The 18,637-nt window shown below is 71.7% G+C and carries 20 protein-coding genes; 5 read left to right on the top strand and 15 right to left on the bottom strand.

Going from position 1 to position 18,637, the window contains the following annotated elements; translation table 11 throughout:
- Nucleotides 1-131: 131 nt before the first annotated feature.
- The 3 genes from hemB to ACFF45_RS33320 all read right to left on the bottom strand — a co-directional run bounded on the left by hemB (nt 132) and on the right by ACFF45_RS33320 (nt 1,842).
- Entirely contained in the window at nt 132-1,130 is a 999-nt protein-coding gene (gene hemB / locus ACFF45_RS33330; protein WP_381350692.1) for a porphobilinogen synthase, read from the bottom strand.
- A 113-nt stretch (nt 1,131-1,243) separates the two neighbouring features.
- Nucleotides 1,244-1,381, bottom strand: coding sequence for a hypothetical protein (locus tag ACFF45_RS33325; RefSeq protein WP_381350690.1), 138 nt, complete (start codon nt 1,379-1,381; stop codon nt 1,244-1,246).
- A gap of 32 nt (nt 1,382-1,413) precedes the next feature.
- On the bottom strand, nt 1,414-1,842 hold the full coding sequence (locus ACFF45_RS33320; protein ID WP_381350688.1) for an ATP-binding protein: 429 nt from the start codon (nt 1,840-1,842) through the stop codon (nt 1,414-1,416).
- A 160-nt stretch (nt 1,843-2,002) separates the two neighbouring features.
- Here ACFF45_RS33320 and ACFF45_RS33315 point away from each other — a divergent pair, with 160 nt between their 5' ends.
- Both ACFF45_RS33315 and ACFF45_RS33310 read left to right on the top strand, forming a co-directional pair.
- Nucleotides 2,003-2,836 carry a helix-turn-helix domain-containing protein gene (locus ACFF45_RS33315; protein ID WP_381350687.1) on the top strand — a complete coding sequence of 278 codons (834 nt, stop codon included), beginning with the start codon at nt 2,003-2,005 and terminating at the stop codon, nt 2,834-2,836.
- On the top strand, nt 2,833-3,039 hold the full coding sequence (locus ACFF45_RS33310; protein ID WP_381350685.1) for a DUF397 domain-containing protein: 207 nt from the start codon (nt 2,833-2,835) through the stop codon (nt 3,037-3,039). The genes ACFF45_RS33315 and ACFF45_RS33310 overlap by 4 nt, the downstream gene beginning before the upstream one ends.
- A gap of 70 nt (nt 3,040-3,109) precedes the next feature.
- Here the strand turns inward: ACFF45_RS33310 and ACFF45_RS33305 are convergent, their stop codons facing one another.
- From ACFF45_RS33305 to ACFF45_RS33285, 5 genes are all read right to left on the bottom strand, one after another.
- On the bottom strand, nt 3,110-4,819 hold the full coding sequence (locus ACFF45_RS33305) for a bifunctional uroporphyrinogen-III C-methyltransferase/uroporphyrinogen-III synthase (RefSeq protein WP_381350683.1): 1,710 nt from the start codon (nt 4,817-4,819) through the stop codon (nt 3,110-3,112).
- Nucleotides 4,816-5,775, bottom strand: a complete 960-nt coding sequence (hemC, locus tag ACFF45_RS33300) for a hydroxymethylbilane synthase (protein WP_381350681.1) — start codon at nt 5,773-5,775, stop codon at nt 4,816-4,818. Before hemC ends, ACFF45_RS33305 begins: the two co-directional genes overlap by 4 nt.
- Nucleotides 5,772-7,499 carry a glutamyl-tRNA reductase gene (locus ACFF45_RS33295; protein WP_381350680.1) on the bottom strand — a complete coding sequence of 576 codons (1,728 nt, stop codon included), beginning with the start codon at nt 7,497-7,499 and terminating at the stop codon, nt 5,772-5,774. Before ACFF45_RS33295 ends, hemC begins: the two co-directional genes overlap by 4 nt.
- Entirely contained in the window at nt 7,496-8,260 is a 765-nt protein-coding gene (locus tag ACFF45_RS33290; RefSeq protein WP_381350679.1) for a redox-sensing transcriptional repressor Rex, read from the bottom strand. The genes ACFF45_RS33295 and ACFF45_RS33290 overlap by 4 nt, the downstream gene beginning before the upstream one ends.
- A 294-nt stretch (nt 8,261-8,554) precedes the next feature.
- Nucleotides 8,555-8,842, bottom strand: a complete 288-nt coding sequence (locus ACFF45_RS33285) for a glutaredoxin family protein (RefSeq protein WP_381350678.1) — start codon at nt 8,840-8,842, stop codon at nt 8,555-8,557.
- Between the two features lie 106 nt (nt 8,843-8,948).
- Here ACFF45_RS33285 and ACFF45_RS33280 point away from each other — a divergent pair, with 106 nt between their 5' ends.
- The 3 genes from ACFF45_RS33280 to ACFF45_RS33270 all read left to right on the top strand — a co-directional run bounded on the left by ACFF45_RS33280 (nt 8,949) and on the right by ACFF45_RS33270 (nt 12,616).
- Nucleotides 8,949-9,869, top strand: coding sequence for an HAD family hydrolase (locus ACFF45_RS33280; RefSeq protein ID WP_381350677.1), 921 nt, complete (start codon nt 8,949-8,951; stop codon nt 9,867-9,869).
- 486 nt (nt 9,870-10,355) lie between these two features.
- On the top strand, nt 10,356-11,126 hold the full coding sequence (locus ACFF45_RS33275) for an ECF subfamily RNA polymerase sigma factor, BldN family (protein ID WP_381350676.1): 771 nt from the start codon (nt 10,356-10,358) through the stop codon (nt 11,124-11,126).
- Nucleotides 11,127-11,371: 245 nt separating this feature from the next.
- Entirely contained in the window at nt 11,372-12,616 is a 1,245-nt protein-coding gene (locus ACFF45_RS33270; protein ID WP_381350675.1) for a DUF5667 domain-containing protein, read from the top strand.
- A gap of 96 nt (nt 12,617-12,712) precedes the next feature.
- Here ACFF45_RS33270 and ACFF45_RS33265 read toward each other — a convergent pair whose 3' ends face one another.
- From ACFF45_RS33265 to ACFF45_RS33235, 7 genes are all read right to left on the bottom strand, one after another.
- Nucleotides 12,713-13,831: a lysophospholipid acyltransferase family protein gene (locus ACFF45_RS33265; RefSeq protein ID WP_381350673.1), complete on the bottom strand. Its 1,119-nt coding sequence runs from the start codon at nt 13,829-13,831 to the stop codon at nt 12,713-12,715.
- A gap of 14 nt (nt 13,832-13,845) precedes the next feature.
- Nucleotides 13,846-14,907, bottom strand: a complete 1,062-nt coding sequence (locus ACFF45_RS33260) for an NAD-dependent epimerase/dehydratase family protein (protein WP_381350671.1) — start codon at nt 14,905-14,907, stop codon at nt 13,846-13,848.
- 200 nt (nt 14,908-15,107) lie between these two features.
- A complete protein-coding gene (locus tag ACFF45_RS33255; protein WP_003948845.1) occupies nt 15,108-15,206 on the bottom strand; it encodes a 30S ribosomal protein bS22 in 99 nt (32 codons plus the stop codon).
- A gap of 156 nt (nt 15,207-15,362) precedes the next feature.
- Nucleotides 15,363-15,578, bottom strand: a complete 216-nt coding sequence (locus tag ACFF45_RS33250; protein ID WP_381350669.1) for a helix-turn-helix domain-containing protein — start codon at nt 15,576-15,578, stop codon at nt 15,363-15,365.
- Nucleotides 15,579-15,712: 134 nt separating this feature from the next.
- On the bottom strand, nt 15,713-16,540 hold the full coding sequence (locus tag ACFF45_RS33245) for a phosphatase (RefSeq protein ID WP_381350668.1): 828 nt from the start codon (nt 16,538-16,540) through the stop codon (nt 15,713-15,715).
- 106 nt (nt 16,541-16,646) lie between these two features.
- Nucleotides 16,647-17,822 carry an acetoin utilization protein AcuC gene (locus ACFF45_RS33240; RefSeq protein WP_381350667.1) on the bottom strand — a complete coding sequence of 392 codons (1,176 nt, stop codon included), beginning with the start codon at nt 17,820-17,822 and terminating at the stop codon, nt 16,647-16,649.
- Nucleotides 17,823-17,880: 58 nt separating this feature from the next.
- Nucleotides 17,881-18,531, bottom strand: a complete 651-nt coding sequence (locus tag ACFF45_RS33235; RefSeq protein ID WP_381350666.1) for an HAD family hydrolase — start codon at nt 18,529-18,531, stop codon at nt 17,881-17,883.
- Between the last annotated feature and the right edge of the window lie 106 nt (nt 18,532-18,637).

Here is an 18,637-nt window from a genome sequence, read left to right as displayed (position 1 = left end):
TGATCTACTCACCACCTGAGCCAGGCAGTGTTGCAACGACCGCTAGAACCCAAGCCTGCCGGGCACGGGGCCGCATCGCGGACGGTCCGCGGTCCGCCCTGCGGTCAGGACACGCCGGGGGCCGGCCCCTCCTAACCCTTGACCAGCTTCTGGGCCACTTCGGTGGCCCAGTAGGTGAGGATGTTGCGCGCGCCGGCCCGCTTGATGCCGGTCAGGGTCTCCAGGATGGCCCGATCCCGGTCGATCCACCCCTTCTCGGCGGCGGCCTCGATCATCGAGTACTCACCGGAGATCTGATAGGCGGCCACCGGCACGTCCACCGCGTCCGCGACCCGCGCCAGAATGTCCAGATAGGGCCCGGCCGGCTTCACCATCACCAGGTCGGCCCCCTCCTCCAGGTCCAGGGCCAGCTCCCGCATCGACTCCCGCGCGTTGGCGGGGTCCTGCTGGTACGTCTTGCGGTCCCCCTGCAACGAGGAGGCGACGGCCTCCCGGAAGGGGCCGTAGAACGCCGACGCGTACTTGGCGGTGTAGGCCAGCACGGCCACATCTTCCCGCCCGATCTGGTCGAGCGCGTCCCGGACGACCCCGATCTGCCCGTCCATCATCCCGCTGGGCCCGACCACATGGGCGCCCGCGTCGGCCTGCACCTGGGCCATCTCGGCGTACCGCTCCAGGGTGGCGTCGTTGTCGACCCGCCCGAACTCGTCGAGCACACCGCAGTGCCCGTGATCGGTGGTCTCGTCGAGACACAGATCGGACATCACCAGCAGTTCGTCCCCGACCTCGGCCCGCACGTCCCGGATCGCGACCTGCAGAATCCCGTCCGGATCGGTCCCAGGGGTCCCGACCGCGTCCTTCTTCGCGTCCTCCGGCACCCCGAACAGCATGATCCCGGAGACCCCGGCGGCCACCGCCTCGGCAGCGGCCTTCTTGAGACTGTCCCGGGTGTGCTGCACGACCCCCGGCATCGCGGCGACCGGCACCGGCTCGCCCACGCCCTCCCGTACGAACGCGGGCAGGATGAAGTCGGCGGGATGCAGCCGGGTCTCGGCGACCATGCGCCGCATGACGGGGGAGGTCCGCAGCCGCCGGGGCCGCGCCCCAGGAAAGGATCCGTACGTCGTCATGCCGTCTACGCTACGCCCGCCCCACCCCTGCCTTTGCCGACGCCGAGTCGGACCAGGCGGCCGGGGTTGGGGTCCTCGTCTTCCCGCCCCCATCGATCGGGCGCCGGGCACGATCACCGTCGAAGCGCGGCGTCGATGGCCGCGCCCGCCCTCAAGGAGACCACCGCGGTGATGTCCGGATGCCGCATCACCGCCGAGACGACCGGCGTGGTCCACGGACGCCACTGGAGCTGGACCGTACTGGAGAGCATCTCCCGGGCATACGCGGCTGACGGAGAACCTGTCACCGGCCGAGGTCCAGCTCCGCCCACACGGTCTTGCACGGCACCGGGCCTGTCCGTACGCCCCAGCGGTCGGCCAGCTCCTCTACCAGCAGCAGACCGTGACCGGACTCGGTGGGCTCCGCCCCGGCGGCCGTCCGTGCCCGCCTGGGCAGTTGCCCGCCCCGGGCGTCGGTGACCTCGATACGGAGGACGGCGGGCGCTGTGACGGTGAGGCCGAGCCGGAAACTCCGGCCGCGCACGCGACCGTGCACGGCGGCGTTCGCCGCGAGTTCGGCCACGATCAGCCGGGCCGGGTCCAGCGGCAGTCCCCAGGAACGCAGTTGCTCGGTGGCCAGCAGACGGGCGAGGCGGGCGCCCCGGCGGGTGGCGGAGAGCGGCACGGAGAACTGGTGGAGCGGGGTTCGGTGTGCGGTGATTTCCTGATTCACGTCACTCAGGGTGTTCGCACATGCGTAGCTTGTGAAGGCAGACGACCCGTGCCACCGGTGGCTGTCCGTGAGGTGTCCGGATTCCGTCCGGGCTGCCCGGGGTGACCAGGGCAGACGGCCGGAGTTGGTACGGGGAAGGGCGCGACGGAGAGAGGCGAGCGTGAGCGGGTGGGAAGCGGGGCTGGACGACGAAGAGGCCGGGGCCGTGATGCGGACGGTCGTACGGCAGCTGAAGCTGTGGCGGGAGGCGGCCGGACTCACCCAGGCGGAGTTCGGCGCGGCGATCGGATACGGGGAGGAACTGGTCTCCTCGGTGGAGCGGGGGCGGCGGATTCCCCGGCCGGAGTACTTGGACGCGGCGGACGAGGTGTGTGGCGCGGGCGGCAAGATCGCGGCGCTCAAGCGGGACGTGGCGGAGGTCCGGTACCCGAAGAAGGTGCGGGACGTGAAGCGACTGGAGGCGGAAGCGGTCGAGATCTGCTCCTACAACAACTCCGTCATCGACGGACTGTTGCAGATTGAGGTCTACGCGCGGGCGGTGTTCGGCTCTCGGCGACCGCAGTTCGCGGAAGAGGAGTTGGAGCAGCGGGTGGCTGCTCGGCTGGATCGTCAAGAAATCCTTTGGGCCCCAAGTGCTCGCCCGCTCCTCAGCTTCGTGCTGTGCGAGGCGACGCTGCGCCGCTTGATCGGGGGCAAGATGGTGATGCGCAATCAGCTCGAACGGCTGTCGGAAGTGGCCCGGCTGCGGAACGTCGACCTACAGGTGTTGCCTCTGAACCGTGAGGAGAACTCAGGTCTCGGCGGTCCCTTCCGACTGCTCAAACTCAAGGACGGAACGGCCGTGGGTCTGAACGAAGTCCAACTCACCAACCGCGTGATCACCGACCCGAAAGAGACCACGATCCTCGACATGCGCTATGGGATCATCCGGGCGCAGGCTCTCACACCACGAGAGTCGCTGGCCTTCATCGAAAAAGTGCTGGGAGAGTCATGACCCTCAAGCCTTCTGCCGGAGCCGACGGCAAGCTGGAGTGGATAAAGAGCAGTCACAGCTCGGACGACGGCCCCTCCTGCGTCGAGGTCGCCACCGCTCTGGCGATCGTCCACGTCCGCGACTCCAAGGACCCCCACGGCCCCCGTCTCGCCCTCACCCCCGCCACCTGGACGACCTTCCTGCCGTACGCCGCACAAGGCTGACGAACCCCTGTGACGCGGCAGCGGGGCGCGCCGTCACGGCACGCCCCGCCACCACCTCACCCTCAGGACCTCACGTCGTCGACCGCCGCCTCCGCGCCCCCGGCCGCCGCTCACTCGGCCGCGTCACCGGATCCCCGGCCTCCACCGCCGCGGCCCGCCGCCGCACCCCGAAGTCGGCCAGCGCCTCCGCCAGCTTGTGCACGGACGGCTCCGGAGCCATCACGTCCACCCGCAGCCCGTGCTCCTCGGCGGTCTTCGCCGTCGCGGGCCCGATACACGCGATCACGGTCACGTTGTGCGGCTTGCCGGCGATCCCGACCAGGTTCCGCACCGTGGACGACGACGTGAACAGCACGGCGTCGAACCCACCGCCCTTGATCGCCTCCCGGGTCTCCGCGGGCGGCGGCGACGCCCGCACGGTCCGGTACGCCGTGACGTCGTCGACCTCCCACCCCAGCTCGATGAGCCCCGCCACCAGCGTCTCCGTGGCGATGTCGGCCCGCGGCAGGAACACCCGGTCGATCGGGTCGAACACGGGGTCGTACGGCGGCCAGTCCTCCAGCAGCCCCGCCGCCGACTGCTCCCCGCTCGGCACCAGATCCGGCTTCACTCCGAAGGCCACCAGCGCCTTCGCCGTCTGCTCCCCCACCGCGGCGACCTTGATGCCCGCGAAGGCCCGCGCGTCGAGCCCGTACTCCTCGAACTTCTCCCGCACGGCCTTCACGGCGTTCACCGAGGTGAAGGCGATCCACTCGTACCGCCCGGTGACCAGCCCCTTGACCGCCCGCTCCATCTGCTGGGGCGTCCGCGGCGGCTCGACGGCGATCGTCGGCACCTCGTGCGGCACGGCCCCGTACGACCGCAGCTGGTCGGAGAGCGAAGCCGCCTGCTCCTTGGTCCGCGGCACGAGCACCTTCCAGCCGAACAGCGGCTTGGACTCGAACCACGACAACTGCTCACGCTGAGCGGCGGCGGAACGCTCCCCGACCACGGCTATCACGGGCCGCCCGCCCTCGGGCGAGGGCAGCGCCTTGGCCTGCTTCAGCGTCTGCGCGATCGTCCCCAGCGTGGCGGTCCACGTCCGCTGCCGGGTGGTGGTCCCCGCGACCGTCACGGTCAGCGGCGTGTCCGGCTTGCGCCCCGCGGACACCAGCTCGCCCGCGGCGGCGGCCACGGAGTCGAGCGTGGTCGACACGACGACCGTCCCGTCCGACGCCCCGACCTCCGTCCAGCACCGGCCGGAAGCGGTCCGCGCGTCCACGAACCGCACGTCCGCCCCCTGCGCGTCACGCAGCGGCACACCGGCGTACGCCGGCACCCCGACCGCGGCCGCGACACCGGGCACCACCTCGAACGGCACCCCCGCGGCGGCGCAGGCGAGCATCTCCTCGGCGGCGTACGTGTCGAGTCCGGGGTCCCCGGGCACGGCACGGACGACCCGCCTGCCGCCCCGCGCGGCCTCCATGACAAGATGTGCGGCATCCCTCACCGCGGGGACCTGAGCGGTTGCTGACGTGCCGTCAACAACCGTCAGCTGGGGCGTGCCTGTGCCCGGACCGAGGTCCGACGAAGGACCCGGTTCGGTGTTCACGACGGCGACGCCCGGGCGGGCGTGCGTGCGTACCACGTCGAGCACCTCGTGCTCGGCGACGAGTACGTCGGCGTTCGCCAGCGCCTCGACGGCGCGCAAAGTCAGTAGTCCCGGATCCCCGGGTCCGGCACCGAGGAAGGTGACGTGCCCGTGTTCCGGACCGGCGGCGGGAAGGGTGGTGGGGCTCACTGTGCTCGCTCCCCCATCAGACCGGCCGCGCCCTGGGCGAGCATCTCGGCGGCGAGTTCGCGGCCGAGTGCGACTGCCCGGTCATGCGTCTCGGGCACGGGACCGGTGGTGGACAGCTGCACCATCCGGGTGCCGTCGGTCGTGCCGACGACGCCCCGCAGGCGCATTTCCTTGACAATCTGCCCGTCGGCCAGAAGGTCGGCGAGCGCGCCCACAGGGGCGCTGCAACCGGCCTCCAGGGCGGCGAGCAGGGACCGTTCGGCGGTCACGGCGGCCCGGGTGAACGGGTCGTCGAGTTCGCCGAGCACGGCGATGAGGTCCGCGTTGTCCGCGGCGCACTCGATCGCCAGGGCCCCCTGGCCGGGGGCGGGCAGAACCGTGTCGACCGACAGGAAGTCGGTCACCTCGTCGATCCGGCCGATCCGGTGCAGCCCGGCGGCGGCGAGGACGACGGCGTCGAACTCGCCCGTGCGGACGTACCCGATCCGGGTGTCGACGTTGCCGCGGACCGGCACCGTCTCGATGTCCAGCCCGTGCCCGCGCGCGAAGGCGTTCAGCTGCGCCATCCGGCGCGGCGAGCCGGTGCCGACGCGGGCCCCGCGCGGCAGGTCGGTGAGCTTCAGCGCGTCCCGGGCGACGATCACGTCCCGGGGGTCCTCGCGCGGCGGCACGGCGGCCAGCGCCAGCGCCTCGGGCTGCGTGGTCGGCAGGTCCTTCAGCGAGTGCACCGCGAAGTCGACCTCCCCGCGCAGCAGCGCGTCGCGCAGCGCGGTGACGAACACGCCGGTGCCGCCGATCTGCGCGAGGTGCTCACGGGAGACATCGCCGTACGTGGTGATCTCGACGAGCTCGACGGGCCGTCCGGTCACCTGGCTCACGGCTTCCGCCACCTGCCCGGACTGGGCCATGGCGAGCTTGCTGCGCCTGGTTCCCAGCCTCAGTGCCTTCTCAGTCATGCCGGCCCTCGGTTCTGTGCGGTCTTCTCGGTGCTGTCCTCGGCGCGGGAGACGGAGGCCACCGTCTCGGGGTCGAGGTCGAACAGGGTCCGCAGCGCGTCGGCGTACCCGGCGCCGCCGGGCTCGGCCGCGAGCTGCTTGACCCGTACGGTCGGCGCGTGCAGGAGCTTGTCGACGACCCGGTGCACGGCCTGCCGGATCTCGCTGCGCTGCTTGTCGTCCAGGCCGGGCAGCCGCCCGTCCAGCCGGGCGATCTCGCCGGCCACCACGTCGGCGGCCATGGCGCGCAGCGCGACCACGGTCGGCGTGATGTGCGCGGCCCGCAGCGCGGCCCCGAACGCCGCCACCTCGTCGGAGACGACACGCCGGACCTGGTCGACGTCGGCCGCCATCGGGGCGTCCGCGGACGCCTCGGCCAGCGACTCGATGTCCACCAGCCGCACCCCGGCGAGCCGGTGCACGGCCGCGTCGATGTCCCGCGGCATCGCGAGGTCGAGCAGGAACAGGACCGGCTCGGGCCGCGGCAGCTCGGCGACCGGCTCCGGCCTGCGGTGCTCGGGGATCCGGCCGGCGGTGGCCACGGTCGCGGCCAGCGCGGTGATCAGCTCGGGCTCCACCTCGGGCACCCGGCGCGCCGCCTCCCGCCGCTCGACCGCGCTGCCGGCGGCCCAGGCGGCGTGCTGCTCCAGCGTCGCGGCGTCCAGCCCGGCCACGGCGGCCTCGCCCATCACCGAGAAGCCGGGCGCGGCCAGGTCCAGCGGGCAGCCGTCCTCGGCCCCCACCGAGGTGGGCGGCAGCGGCGTCCGCCGGGCGTCCGCCCGCGGTGCCGTACGGCCCTCCCCGGTGTCCCCGGCGCCCTGCTCGGCCCGCGCCGGGCGGCCGGCGCGGGCCTCGACGGCGTTGGCGACCTCTTCGGCGGGCAGCACGAGCCCGGTGGCGCCGGTGCAGGAGACGGCGATGTCGGCACGTGTCAGCTCGGCCCGTACCGACTCCATCGGTACCGCCCGGGCCACCGCGTCCGTGTCGCCGGCCTGGTTCAGTATCTGTGCCAGGCGCTCGGCGCGGTCGAAGGTGCGGTTGGCGATGACGACCTCGCCGACGCCGGCCCGCGCCAGCGTGGCGGCGGCCAGCGAGGACATCGAACCGGCGCCGATGACCAGCGCCCGCCGGCCCCGCGCCCACTTCTCCACGGGCGCGCCGGAGGCCAGCTGCTCCAGCCCGAAGGTGACCAGGGACTGCCCGGCCCGGTCGATGCCGGTCTCGGTGTGGGCGCGCTTGCCGACCCGCAGCGCCTGCTGGAACAGGTCGTTCAGCAGCCGTCCGGCGGTGTGCAGCTCCTGCGCGCGGGCCAGGGCGTCCTTGATCTGGCCGAGGATCTGCCCCTCGCCGACGACCATCGAGTCCAGCCCGCACGCCACCGAGAACAGGTGGTGGACGGCCCGGTCCTCGTAGTGCACGTAGAGATACGGCGTGAGCTCGTCCAGGCCCACCCCGCTGTGCAGGGCCAGCAGCGTGGACAGCTCGGCGACACCGGCGTGGAACTTGTCCACGTCGGCGTAGAGCTCGATGCGGTTGCAGGTGGCGAGCACCGCGGCCTCGGCGGCCGGTTCGGCGGCGACCGTGTCCTGGACCAGCTTGACCTGGGCGTCCGCGCTCAGCGCGGCCCGCTCCAGCACACTGACCGGGGCGCTGCGGTGACTCAGTCCGACGACGAGCAGGCTCATGCCGGCATCACGGCGGGTACGTCCCCGTCGGGCCCCTTGTCGGCGGACTCCTTGCGCGGGCCGGCGGCCGGGCCGCCGCCGTCGGGGGTCGCGGCCTCCTCGCCGGCCTTGCGCTGCTCGTGGAAGGCGAGGATCTGCAACTCGATGGAGAGGTCCACCTTGCGCACGTCGACACCGTCCGGCACGGACAGCACGGTCGGCGCGAAGTTCAGGATGGAGGTGACGCCGGCGGCGACCAGCCGGTCGCACACCTGCTGGGCGGCGCCCGCGGGGGTCGCGATCACGCCGATCGACACGCCGTTGTCCTGGATGATCTTCTCCAGGTCGTCGGTGTGCTGCACGGGGATCCCGGCGACCGAGCGGCCGGAGAGCGCCGGGTCGGCGTCGATGAGCGCGGCGACCCGGAAGCCGCGGGAGGCGAAACCGCCGTAATTGGCGAGGGCGGCGCCCAGGTTTCCGATACCGACGATCACGACCGGCCAGTCCTGGGTGAGGCCTAGTTCGCGCGAGATCTGGTAGACGAGATACTCGACGTCGTAGCCGACACCCCGGGTGCCGTAGGAGCCGAGGTAGGAGAAGTCCTTGCGCAGCTTCGCGGAGTTCACCCCCGCCGCAGCCGCCAGTTCCTCGGACGAGACCGTGGGTACCGAGCGCTCCGACAGCGCGGTCAGGGCTCGGAGGTACAGCGGAAGACGGGCGACGGTGGCCTCGGGAATCCCTCGGCTACGGGTCGCCGGTCGGTGAGTTCGGCCAGTTGCCACGGTGCTCCTGCGGGTAGAGCGGGGCTGTGGGCGGTCATACGTCCCCGGACCGCCCCGTCGAAAGCAGGCTATGTCTTTGTGAACGCGTGCACAAAGATGGTGTCCGATTTGTCCGGCCAACGTGACCGGGGTCACGCGTACTCCGTGAGGGGGCGGGAGGGGGGCCACAATCGAACACTCTCCTGAAAAGTTCCCGCCCCCGAGACCAGTTGCCGTCGATCCTAAGCCAGTCCGAGCGCCCGTTTACCCGGCGAGCGCGCACGCGGGACGCGACCGGCGCGCACGTCGGCGGCGCTACTCGGTGAGGGCCTTGCGCAGACGCCCCTCGTCCACCCGCCAGAACGTGTGCTGCTCCCCGTTCACCAGAACGACGGGAATCTGTTCCCAGTACGCCTCATGGAGTTCCTTGTCCTCGGTGATGTCCTTCTGCTCCCACGACACACCGAGGTCGGCACAGACCTTCTCGATCACGGACTGTGCGTCATCACACAGATGGCAGCCGGGCTTGCGGATCAGCGTGACCAGGCGATCCTGCGGCGCGACGGGCTTCCTACGGCGGAAAATCGGGCTCATACGGGCCATTCTCGCCCCGCGGCGGGCGGGACTTTAACGACACGGTCGTGCAGAGTTCACGGCGTCCCAACCTCTCGACTCCGGAACCTCCGAACGAAATGGCTATGCTCACGCCATGGCCGCTCTCGGATGGCTCACTCCCCGTAGGCGCTCCGCCACGGCGCGGAGCGTGTTGGCAGGCGAGGCCGCGGCGGAGGCCGCGCGCAAGACACAGGACCCCTCCGTCCCCCCCGTCGGCGCGGAGCCGGAGTTCCCCGTGCGCGGCGACGAGCAGGCCGCCGCGTTCTTCGACCTCGACAACACCGTGATGCAGGGCGCCGCGCTCTTCCACTACGGGCGGGGCCTGTACAAGCGGAGGTTCTTCGAGACCCGCGACCTGGCCAAGTTCGCCTGGCAGCAGGCGTGGTTCCGGCTGGCCGGGTTCGAGGACCCGGACCACATGCAGGACGTGCGCGAGTCGGCGCTGTCGATCGTCAAGGGGCATCGGGTGGCCGAGCTCCAGTCGATCGGCGAGGAGATCTACGACGAGTACATGGCCGAGCGGATCTGGCCGGGGACCCGGGCCCTGGCGCAGGCGCACCTCGACGCGGGGCAGAAGGTGTGGCTGGTGACGGCCGCACCGGTGGAGATCGCGCAGGTGATCGCCCGGCGGCTGGGGCTGACGGGCGCGCTGGGGACCGTGGCCGAGTCGGTGGACGGCGTCTACACGGGCAAGCTGGTGGGCGAGCCGCTGCACGGGCCGGCGAAGGCCGAGGCGGTGCGCGCGCTGGCCGTGGCCGAGACTCTGGACCTCTCGCGCTGCGCGGCGTACAGCGACTCGCACAACGACATCCCGATGCTCTCCCTGGTGGGGCACCCCTACGCGATCAATCCCGACAGCAAGCTGCGCAAATACGCGCGGGAGATGGACTGGCGGCTGCGGGACTACCGCACCGGGCGCAAGGCGGCGAAGGTCGGCATCCCGGCGGCGGCCGGGGTCGGCGCCGTGGCGGGGGGCACCGCCGCGGCCATCGCGCTGCACCGGCGGCGGCGGTAGCGGACCCGGCCCCACGCGACCGCGACACCCCCACCACCACGGCCCACGCCCCCGCGACACCCCCACCACCACGGCCCACGCCCCCGCGACACCCCGCCCGCGCGCCACCCTCGCGACACCCCGCTCGTGCGCGCCACCCCCGCCCGCGTCCCAGCGGCCCCGCAGGGCCCACCCGGAACGGCGGCCGATCGAGGTCCCGTACCCACACCGCCGGCCGTCCAGTCACCTCGTCCGCACCTGGGCACAACACGCCCCGGACCGACCCCGAAGTCGAACCCGAACGATCAACAAGTGATCACTCTCCGGCACTTGATCAGCGCCCAATCGGTTACGGAAGCGACGTAATCGATGATTTGAGCAACTGGGCGTAGCAGCGCCTGTACGAAGCGTTATTCTCCTCAGACGCACACCGGTACCCCTCTCGTCGCTACGACGGGTGAAAGGTCCCGCACTGCACGTGATGGAAGCTCTGCCTCTGGGAGTCTCGTGTACCCACACGTCGGGGTTGACGCCTCGGGCCTGGCTACGCTGCGCGCAACGGTCCTGGACCTGTTGCGCGGCTTCGTCCCCACCGCGTACGCCGTCCCCGCATTCACCGCCGCCGCGCCGATCGGCCCGTGCTACGCACTGGCCGACGGCGGCGCCGCGGTCGGCAGACGAGGCCGCTCGGCCGGAGGGGCCACCGCACGCCGTCCGGCCGCCGACAGCGACAGCGCCCGGATGATGGACCTGGTGGAGCGCGCCCAGGCCGGCGAGGCCGACGCGTTCGGGCGGCTCTACGACCAGTACAGCGACACCGTGTACCGGTACATCTACTACCGGGTCGGCGGCAAGGCGACCGCCGAGGACCTGACGAGCGAGACCTTTCTGCGGGCGCTGCGCAGGATCGGTACGTTCACCTGGCAGGGGCGCGATTTCGGTGCGTGGCTGGTCACCATCGCGCGCAATCTGGTCGCCGACCATTTCAAGTCCAGTCGGTTCCGGCTGGAAGTGACCACCGGCGAGATGCTCGACGCCAACGAGGTCGAGCGCTCGCCCGAGGACTCGGTACTGGAGTCGCTCTCCAACGCCGCCCTGCTGGACGCGGTGCGGCGGCTCAACCCCCAGCAGCAGGAGTGCGTGACGCTCCGCTTCCTCCAGGGCCTCTCGGTCGCCGAGACCGCTCGCGTGATGGGCAAGAACGAGGGCGCCATCAAGACCCTCCAGTACCGCGCCGTACGCACCCTCGCCCGCCTCCTCCCCGACGACGCCCGCTGAGCCCCCGCACCCGAGACCACGCTCCGCGTTCACCAACTCACCCACAGTGAAAGACAGTTGGCTTCGCCGTCCGATCCTCCTCCGTCCGTAACCCAAGTGCCGCGCCGCTCGTTGTGCGGGATGCAGGCTCCCTGTGGTCACCCCCTGGCCGACTCCGACCCCTCGCTCGTGTGGTCGCGGCCGGGGCGTGCAACCCTCAGGACCCCCTGGGGAGTCGACCGTCATGACGAGAGGAGGTGCCGCCAGTGATCGCGAACGTATCGGCGCACCGGCGGGCGAACGCCTTCGCCCAGGCCCTGGAGGAGCAGTCCGAGCGGGGCCCGGCGGCCGAGCAGTCCGAGGAGCCGCCCCCGGCTGCTGCGGGACAACCGACGGAGCAGGGCCGCCTGTTGGCCCTCGCTTCCGGTCTCGGCGCGTTGCCCAAGCCGGCACTGGATCCCGAGGTCAAGGTCGTCCAGCGGGCGCGACTGGTGGCCCAGTTCGAGGCGATGCTGCGGGAGGGCGGCGGGGCGGCGTCCGATCCCGCGGTGCCCGAGCAGCGCTCCGCGCGCGGCCGGGGCGCTCACCGGGCCGCCCCCCTGGGCAAGATCCGTCCGCGTACACGCCTGGCCAAGGGACTCACCGCCGGCGGGCTCAGCGTGGGCGTCGCCGCCAGTGCCTTCGGCGGAGTCGCCGCCGCCAGCGGGGACGCCCTGCCCGGCGACTCGCTGTACGGGCTCAAGCGTGGCATCGAGGACTTCAAACGCGGCCTCGCGGACGGGGACGACGAGCGCGGGCAGATGTTCCTCGACCAGGCGTCCACCCGCCTGAGTGAAGCACGCCGGCTGATGGAGCGCGGCCGTGGCGGCCACCTCGACCACGAGTCGCTCGGCGAGATCCGCCGCGCCCTGTCCGGTATGACGCACGACGCCTCCGAGGGCCACCGGCTGCTGACCGCCGCGTACGAGCGCGACCCCGGCTCACTGGGCCCGATCCAGGCCCTCTCCGCCTTCTCCCACTCGCACCGCGACGCCTGGGGTGCCCTGCGCGAGCGGCTTCCGGTGCAGCTCGGGGACGTCAGTGAGCAGGTCTCGTCGGTGTTCGCCGCCATAGACCAGGAAGTCGCCCCGCTGCAGTCCCTGCTCCCGCGGCCCCCCGCCCAGGGCGGCGGCAGCGAGGACGGCGGGCGGCGCGGCCCCGGCAGCGGGCCGGCCACGGGTGCCACCGAGTCCGGTCGCGGCTCGACGGCCCCCAGCAGCGGCGGCGGCTCCTTCGACGACGGCACCGACACCGGCAGCGGCGGCGGCCCGAGCCGCTCGGCCGAGTCCGGCGACGAGACCGACGGCCTGCTCGGCGGCGACACGGGCGGCCTGCTCGACCCGCCGAAGGACATCGGCAGCGCCTCCCCGTCGCAGAGCAGGCCACCGACGGCCGAGCCCGACGTCACCGTCCCGCCGCTGCTCCCGGGGCTGCTCCCCGGACTCGGCCTCGACACCGAGGACGCCGAGTAGGACACCGGGCAGGACGCCCGAGCACGACGCCGGCGGGGGCACCCCACACCAGGGGTGCCCCCGCCGGCGTACGTACGCGGTCCCGTACGTACGCGGTCAGAAGAACACCGAGCGGCGCTGTACCAGCAGCTTGTACAGGGTGTGCTGGATCTGCTCCCTGACCTGGTCGGTCAGGTTGAACATCAGCACCGGGTCGTCGACCGCCTCCAGCGGATAACCGTCCGTGGGGATCGGCTCGCCGAACTGGATCGTCCACTTGGTGGGCAGCGGGATCGCGCCGAGCGGGCCCAGCCACGGGAAGGTCGGGGTCAGCGGGAAGTACGGGAAGCCCAGCAGACGCGCCAGGGTCTTCGCGTTGCCCAGCATCGGGTAGATCTCCTCCGCCCCGACGATCGAGCACGGGACGATCGGGGTGCCCTGGCGCAGCGCGGTGGAGACGAAGCCGCCGCGGCCGAAGCGCTGGAGCTTGTAGCGCTCGCTGAAGGGCTTGCCGATGCCCTTGAAGCCCTCCGGCATCACCCCGACCAGTTCCCCCTGCCCGAGGAGGCGCTCGGCGTCCTCCGCGCAGGCCAGGGTGTGGCCGAGCTTGCGGGCGAGTTCGTTGACGACCGGCAGGACGAAGACCAGGTCGGCGGCGAGCAGCCGCAGGTGACGGCCGGCCGGATGGTGGTCGTGCACGGCGACCTGCATCATCAGGCCGTCCAGCGGGAGCGTGCCGGAGTGGTTGGCGACGATCAGGGCGCCACCCTCGGAGGGGATGTTCTCGACGCCCTTCACCTCGACCCGGAAGTACTTCTCGTACACCGGGCGCAGCAGGGACATCAGCACCTGGTCGGTGAGCTCGGCGTCGTAGCCGAAGTCGTCGACCTCGTAGTCGCCGGTGAGGCGGCGGCGCAGAAAGGCGAGACCGGCGGCGACGCGCTTGTCCAGACCGCCCTCGTCCAGGGGCTGCCGCCGCTCGCCCCCGCCCGCCACCTCTTCCTCGTGGACCTGATCGTCGTGGACCTGATCCTCATGGGGCACGGGTACGTCGCCCGGCGCACGCGTGCGGCCGGGCAGGGGCTGGACCTCGCCCCCCTCGTTCTTGTCACGGACCCGCGCGGACTCCCCGCCGGGCCGCCGGTTCCCCCCGCTCCGGCCACGCCGCGACGGCCGCTGTACGGCGTTCCCGCGGGACCGGTCGTCGTCGAACGGAATGACCTTGGCGTCCGCCATCGTTGATGCGCTCCTCAGTTGGCGCTCTGCGTCGGGGGGTGGCCGCCGCCGGCGACGGGCAGCGCGGCGATCCGGTCGACGGCCCCCGCAAGGGCCTCGGGCGGCAGAAGTCCGGGACCGCGGCTGCGCGCGAAGTCCGCGAACGTCTCCGCGGTGGTGTACTTCGGCTGGAATCCCAGCGTCTCGCGCATCTGGGTCGTGTCCACCACCCGGCCATGGGTCAGCAGTCGGATCTGCTCGGGTGAGAAGTCCGTCATGCCCAGGGTACGCACCAGTGAGCCGGCCCACGTCACGGCAGGCAGCAGCAGCGGCACGGTGGGGCGGCCGAGCCGCCGGGAGCACTGGCTGAGCAGCAGGACGCCGTCGCCGGCGATGTTGAAGGTGCCGCTGTTCAGGGTGCCCCGGCGCGGCTCGTGCGAGGCCGTCCGCAGCACCTCGATCACGTCGTCCTCGTGCGCGAACTGCAGCCGGGGGTCGTAGCCGAACACCGTGGGCAGCACCGGCAGCGAGAAGTACGAGGCGAGCGGCGAGTCGGCGCTCGGGCCCAGGATGTTGGCGAACCGCAGCACGCACACCGCCACGTCCGGCCGGCGGCGCGCGAACCCGCGCACGTACCCCTCGACCTCCACCGTGTCCTTGGCGAAGCCGCCGCTGGGCAGCGACTTGGGCGAGGTGGTCTCGACGAACACGGCCGGGTCGCGGGGCGCCGAACCGTAGACGTTCGTGCTGGACTTCACCACCAGCCGGCGTACGGTCGGGGACTTCTGGCAGGCGCCGAGCAGCTGCATCGTCCCGATGACGTTGGTCTCCTTGACCGTGGTCCGGCTGCCGCTGCCCAGCGCGGTGGCGGTGACGTCCATGTGGACGACCGTGTCGGCGGCCGTCTCGGCCAGCACGCGCGCGATGGTGGGCTGCCGGATGTCGGCCCGTATGAAGTCCGCGCCGCCCAGGTGGTGCTCGGGCGGGACCGCGTCGACGGCGACGACCCGTTCCACGTCCGGGTCCCGCTGGATCCGTCGGACGAACCGGCCGCCCAGCTGGCGGGCCACTCCGGTCACGAGCACGACCTTGCCCACGATCCGTGCCTTCCTTCCAGCCCTCGTACCGCTGCCGAGTTCCCGTCAGCGGCCAACCTAGCGGTTCGCCGTCGCGCTGTGACGACCGCCCGCTGCACCAGGTGACGGGAGAACACGGTCGCGGGACCGCGGGAACGCCTGTGGCCCCCCACCGCAAGAGTGGGGGGCCACAGCAACGCCGCCTCGGCGTCCGCGCGTCGTTACTTCTTGTTACGACGCTGAACGCGCGTGCGCTTGAGCAGCTTGCGGTGCTTCTTCTTGGCCATCCGCTTGCGCCGCTTCTTGATAACAGAGCCCACGACTACCCTCGCTCACTTCTCATCACTCGGTGTTTGGGCGCCATGGGCCCACACGACCTACGAGGGGCTAGCCTACCCGCCCGAGCGCTGAGGTCGTAATCGAGGTGCACGGGGAGAACGGAAGTGCCCTGTGTCCGGTCTCCCCTGCGCGCGCCGTCAGGCCGATTCCACCCCCACATAGCTGTCGCGGAGGTACTCGTGAACCGCGTTCTCGGGGACGCGGAAGGACCGCCCCACCCGGATCGCGGGCAGATGACCGCTGTGCACCAAGCGGTACACGGTCATCTTCGACACTCGCATCACCGAGGCGACCTCCGCCACGGTAAGGAACTGGACCTCGCTCAGAGGCCTCTGGTCTCCAGCTGCAGCCATGACACACCTGAACCTTCCGCACTCGACTCGACGGCCACCGGCTTCCCCTTCCGGTGACTCTTCGTCGCTGCGTGCTCACTCCCCAGACTAGGGGCGGGTGATGCAAGTGGGGAAGAGGTGCACCCATCGGCGGCCTACTGTGACAGACACGCCCGATTGAGTACGTAGCGGGTCAGCGGCCGGTAGTAAGCGGACCGCGCGGCGTCATCAAGCGGAACGACCACGGACACTCGCCCCTCGGCCTCGCCGACGAACGGCGCGGGGTCGTCGGTGTCGGCCAGGCCGATGGCCTCGAACCCCAGCTGACCTGCGCCGCAGACCCATCCGTGGTCCCCGATGACCAGCTCCGGGAGGGGGCCGCCGGCCTCGGCGGCCGCGTCCAGAACGGTACGGACCGGGAGCGGGGAATGGGTGTGTGCGCCGGTCGCACAACCGGAGCCGGACGCGCCGGGTTCCCGCACCAGGGCGACGCCTCGTACGTAGTCAAGGATGTACGTGCGTAGGCCGAACCTAGTCGTTATGTCGACAGAGCGACCCTTCGCTGGAGTGAGGACGGCACATCCGGCCGCCGACAAGGCGTCCGCCAAGGCGCCGTAGAAACCGAGCAGCCGGTGCGGGTGACCGGTCCCGAGCAACACGGGAGCGGCATGCTCCGCGACCATGGCGAGCCGCTCGGAGAACGCCTCCAGCGCATCGAGCGTCAGCTCCGGGTCGATCACATCCTGACCAGATACGCACCTCGGATCACCCGATACCCCACACCTGTCCGCCATCAACCCGATCAAATCTCGCTCCGACCAGGCTTGTTCGGGATCGATTCCGATCAGCAGCCGGGGATCGCGAGCCGCGAAGGCCCGATAACTGCGCAGGCTCTCCTCCCGGGTGGTGGCGACGGGCCCGGCCAGCCCGGCGGCCAGGAGGTGGGCCCGCAGGCACGCTCGGGGAGCGGTGGGGGTGGGCATGGGGGGATGGTGACGGATGCGGGGGCGGGGGCGGGGCGGGAATCCGGGAACGGGGCTCGGTTGGCGTAATGACGTGCTGGGGCGGACGGGAAAAGGGAGACAGCGCCTACGGCAGCAGCCCCCGCAGCGGATACGCGGCCCGGCGGGTCGCCAGCACCGCCTGGTCCAGCCGATCCGCCGGGTCGTACCCGGCCTCCCAGTCCTTCCACGACACCGGCCACCGCCCGTCCGTCATCCGCGCGGGCGCCAGCTGCCGGGTCCGGGCGAACACCTCCTGGCGCCACCCCTCGGGGATCATCGCCTCGGGCGCCACCTCGCGCCCCGCCGCGACCGCCACGAGATGGGTCCAGGACCGCGGCACCACATCCACCACGGCGTAACCGCCCCCGCCCAGCGCGACCCACCGCCCCTCGGCGTACTCGTGCGCCAGCTCGTGGCAGGCGATCTGCACCGCCCGCTGCGCGTCCAGGGAGACCGCCAGATGCGCCAGCGGATCCTCGACATGCGTGTCGGCCCCGTGCTGGGTCACCAGTACCTGCGGCCGGAAGTCGGCCAGCAGCTCCGGCACCACCGCGTGGAACGCCCGCAACCAGCCGGCGTCCCCCGTCCCCGCCGGCAACGCCACGTTCACCGCCGAGCCCGCCGCGGCCCCCTCCGGCCCCGTCTCCTCCGGCCAGCCGGTCTGCGGGAACAGGGTCCGGGGATGCTCGTGCAGCGAGATCGTCAGGACCCGCGGGTCCTCCCAGAACGCCGCCTGCACCCCGTCCCCGTGGTGCACGTCGACATCCACGTAGGCCACCCGCTCGGCCCCCAGCTCCAGCAACCGCGCGACGGCCAGCGAGGCGTCGTTGTAGATGCAGAACCCCGACGCCGCCGCCGGCATCGCGTGGTGCAGTCCGCCCGCGAAGTTCACCGCGTGCAGCGCCTCGCCCCGCCACACGGCCTCCGCCGCCCCCACCGACTGCCCGGCGATGAGCGCCGACACCTCGTGCATTCCGGCGAACGCCGGATCGTCCGGCGTCCCCAGCCCGTACGACGGGTCGGCCGCCCCCGGGTCCACCGACGCGGCCTTCACCGCGGCGATGTAGTCCTGCCGGTGGACCAGGCGCAGCGTCGACTCCCCCGCCGCCTTCGCCGCCACGACGTCCGTCTCACGGTCGAGCCCGAACGCCCCGACCAGTCCCCGGGTCAGCACCAGCCGGACCGGGTCCATCGGATGGTCCGGACCGAAGTCATAGCCCGTTACTGCCTCGTCCCACATCAGCTGTGCGCGACCGCTCATGCCCGCCACCGTATCGGTCAGGTCGAGCGGCGAACGACCACCCCGGGCTGCATGCCACTCAGCCTGCGCCGAGCAGCCCGACCAGCTCTCCCATGCCGGAGAAGAGTCCCGTGGCCCCGGTCAGCTTGGCGGCCGGCGTCATCGCGGTGAACCCGTACACGTCCATCCCGGCCGCCACTGCCGCCCGCACCCCCAGCGGACTGTCCTCGACGACCGCACAGCGCTCCGGCGCGACTCCCATCCGCTCGGCCGCGTACAGGAAGAGGTCCGGCGCCGGCTTGCCCCGCCCGACATCCTGCGAACTGAAGATCCGTCCGTCGTCGAACCACCGGCCCAGCCCGGCGACCCGATGCCCCACCCGGATCCGCTCATGACTCCCCGAGGAGGCCACACAGTACGGCACCCCGTCCGCCGCCAGCTTCTCCAGCACCTCGGCGGCCCCGCTCACCGCCTTCAGCTCCCGCTCGAACGCGGCGAACACGCGGGCGTGGAAGACGTCGTCGAAGTCCCCCGGCAACCGTTGCCCCGTACGCTCCGCGATCAGTTCGTGAATCCGGTGCATCGCGGATCCCAGGTAGTCCCGAATGGACTCCTCGTACGTCGTGGGATGCCCGAGCTCGGTCAGATAGGCCGCCAGGTGCCGATTGGAGATCGGCTCGCTGTCGACGAGAACGCCGTCATTGTCGAAGATGACCAGGTCATAACGCATGCCTCAGACCCTAAACGCAGAAAACCCCCGCATCCGAGGATGCGGGGGTTCTCCCAAAAATTGTTCGGCGGTGTCCTACTCTCCCACAGGGTCCCCCCTGCAGTAC

Source organism: Streptomyces cinereospinus (assembly GCF_042430725.1).
Taxonomy (GTDB): Bacteria; Actinomycetota; Actinomycetes; order Streptomycetales; family Streptomycetaceae; genus Streptomyces; species Streptomyces cinereospinus.
The sequence above is the reverse complement of the archived record's forward strand: the minus strand, read 5'-3'. Positions and strand labels throughout refer to the sequence as shown.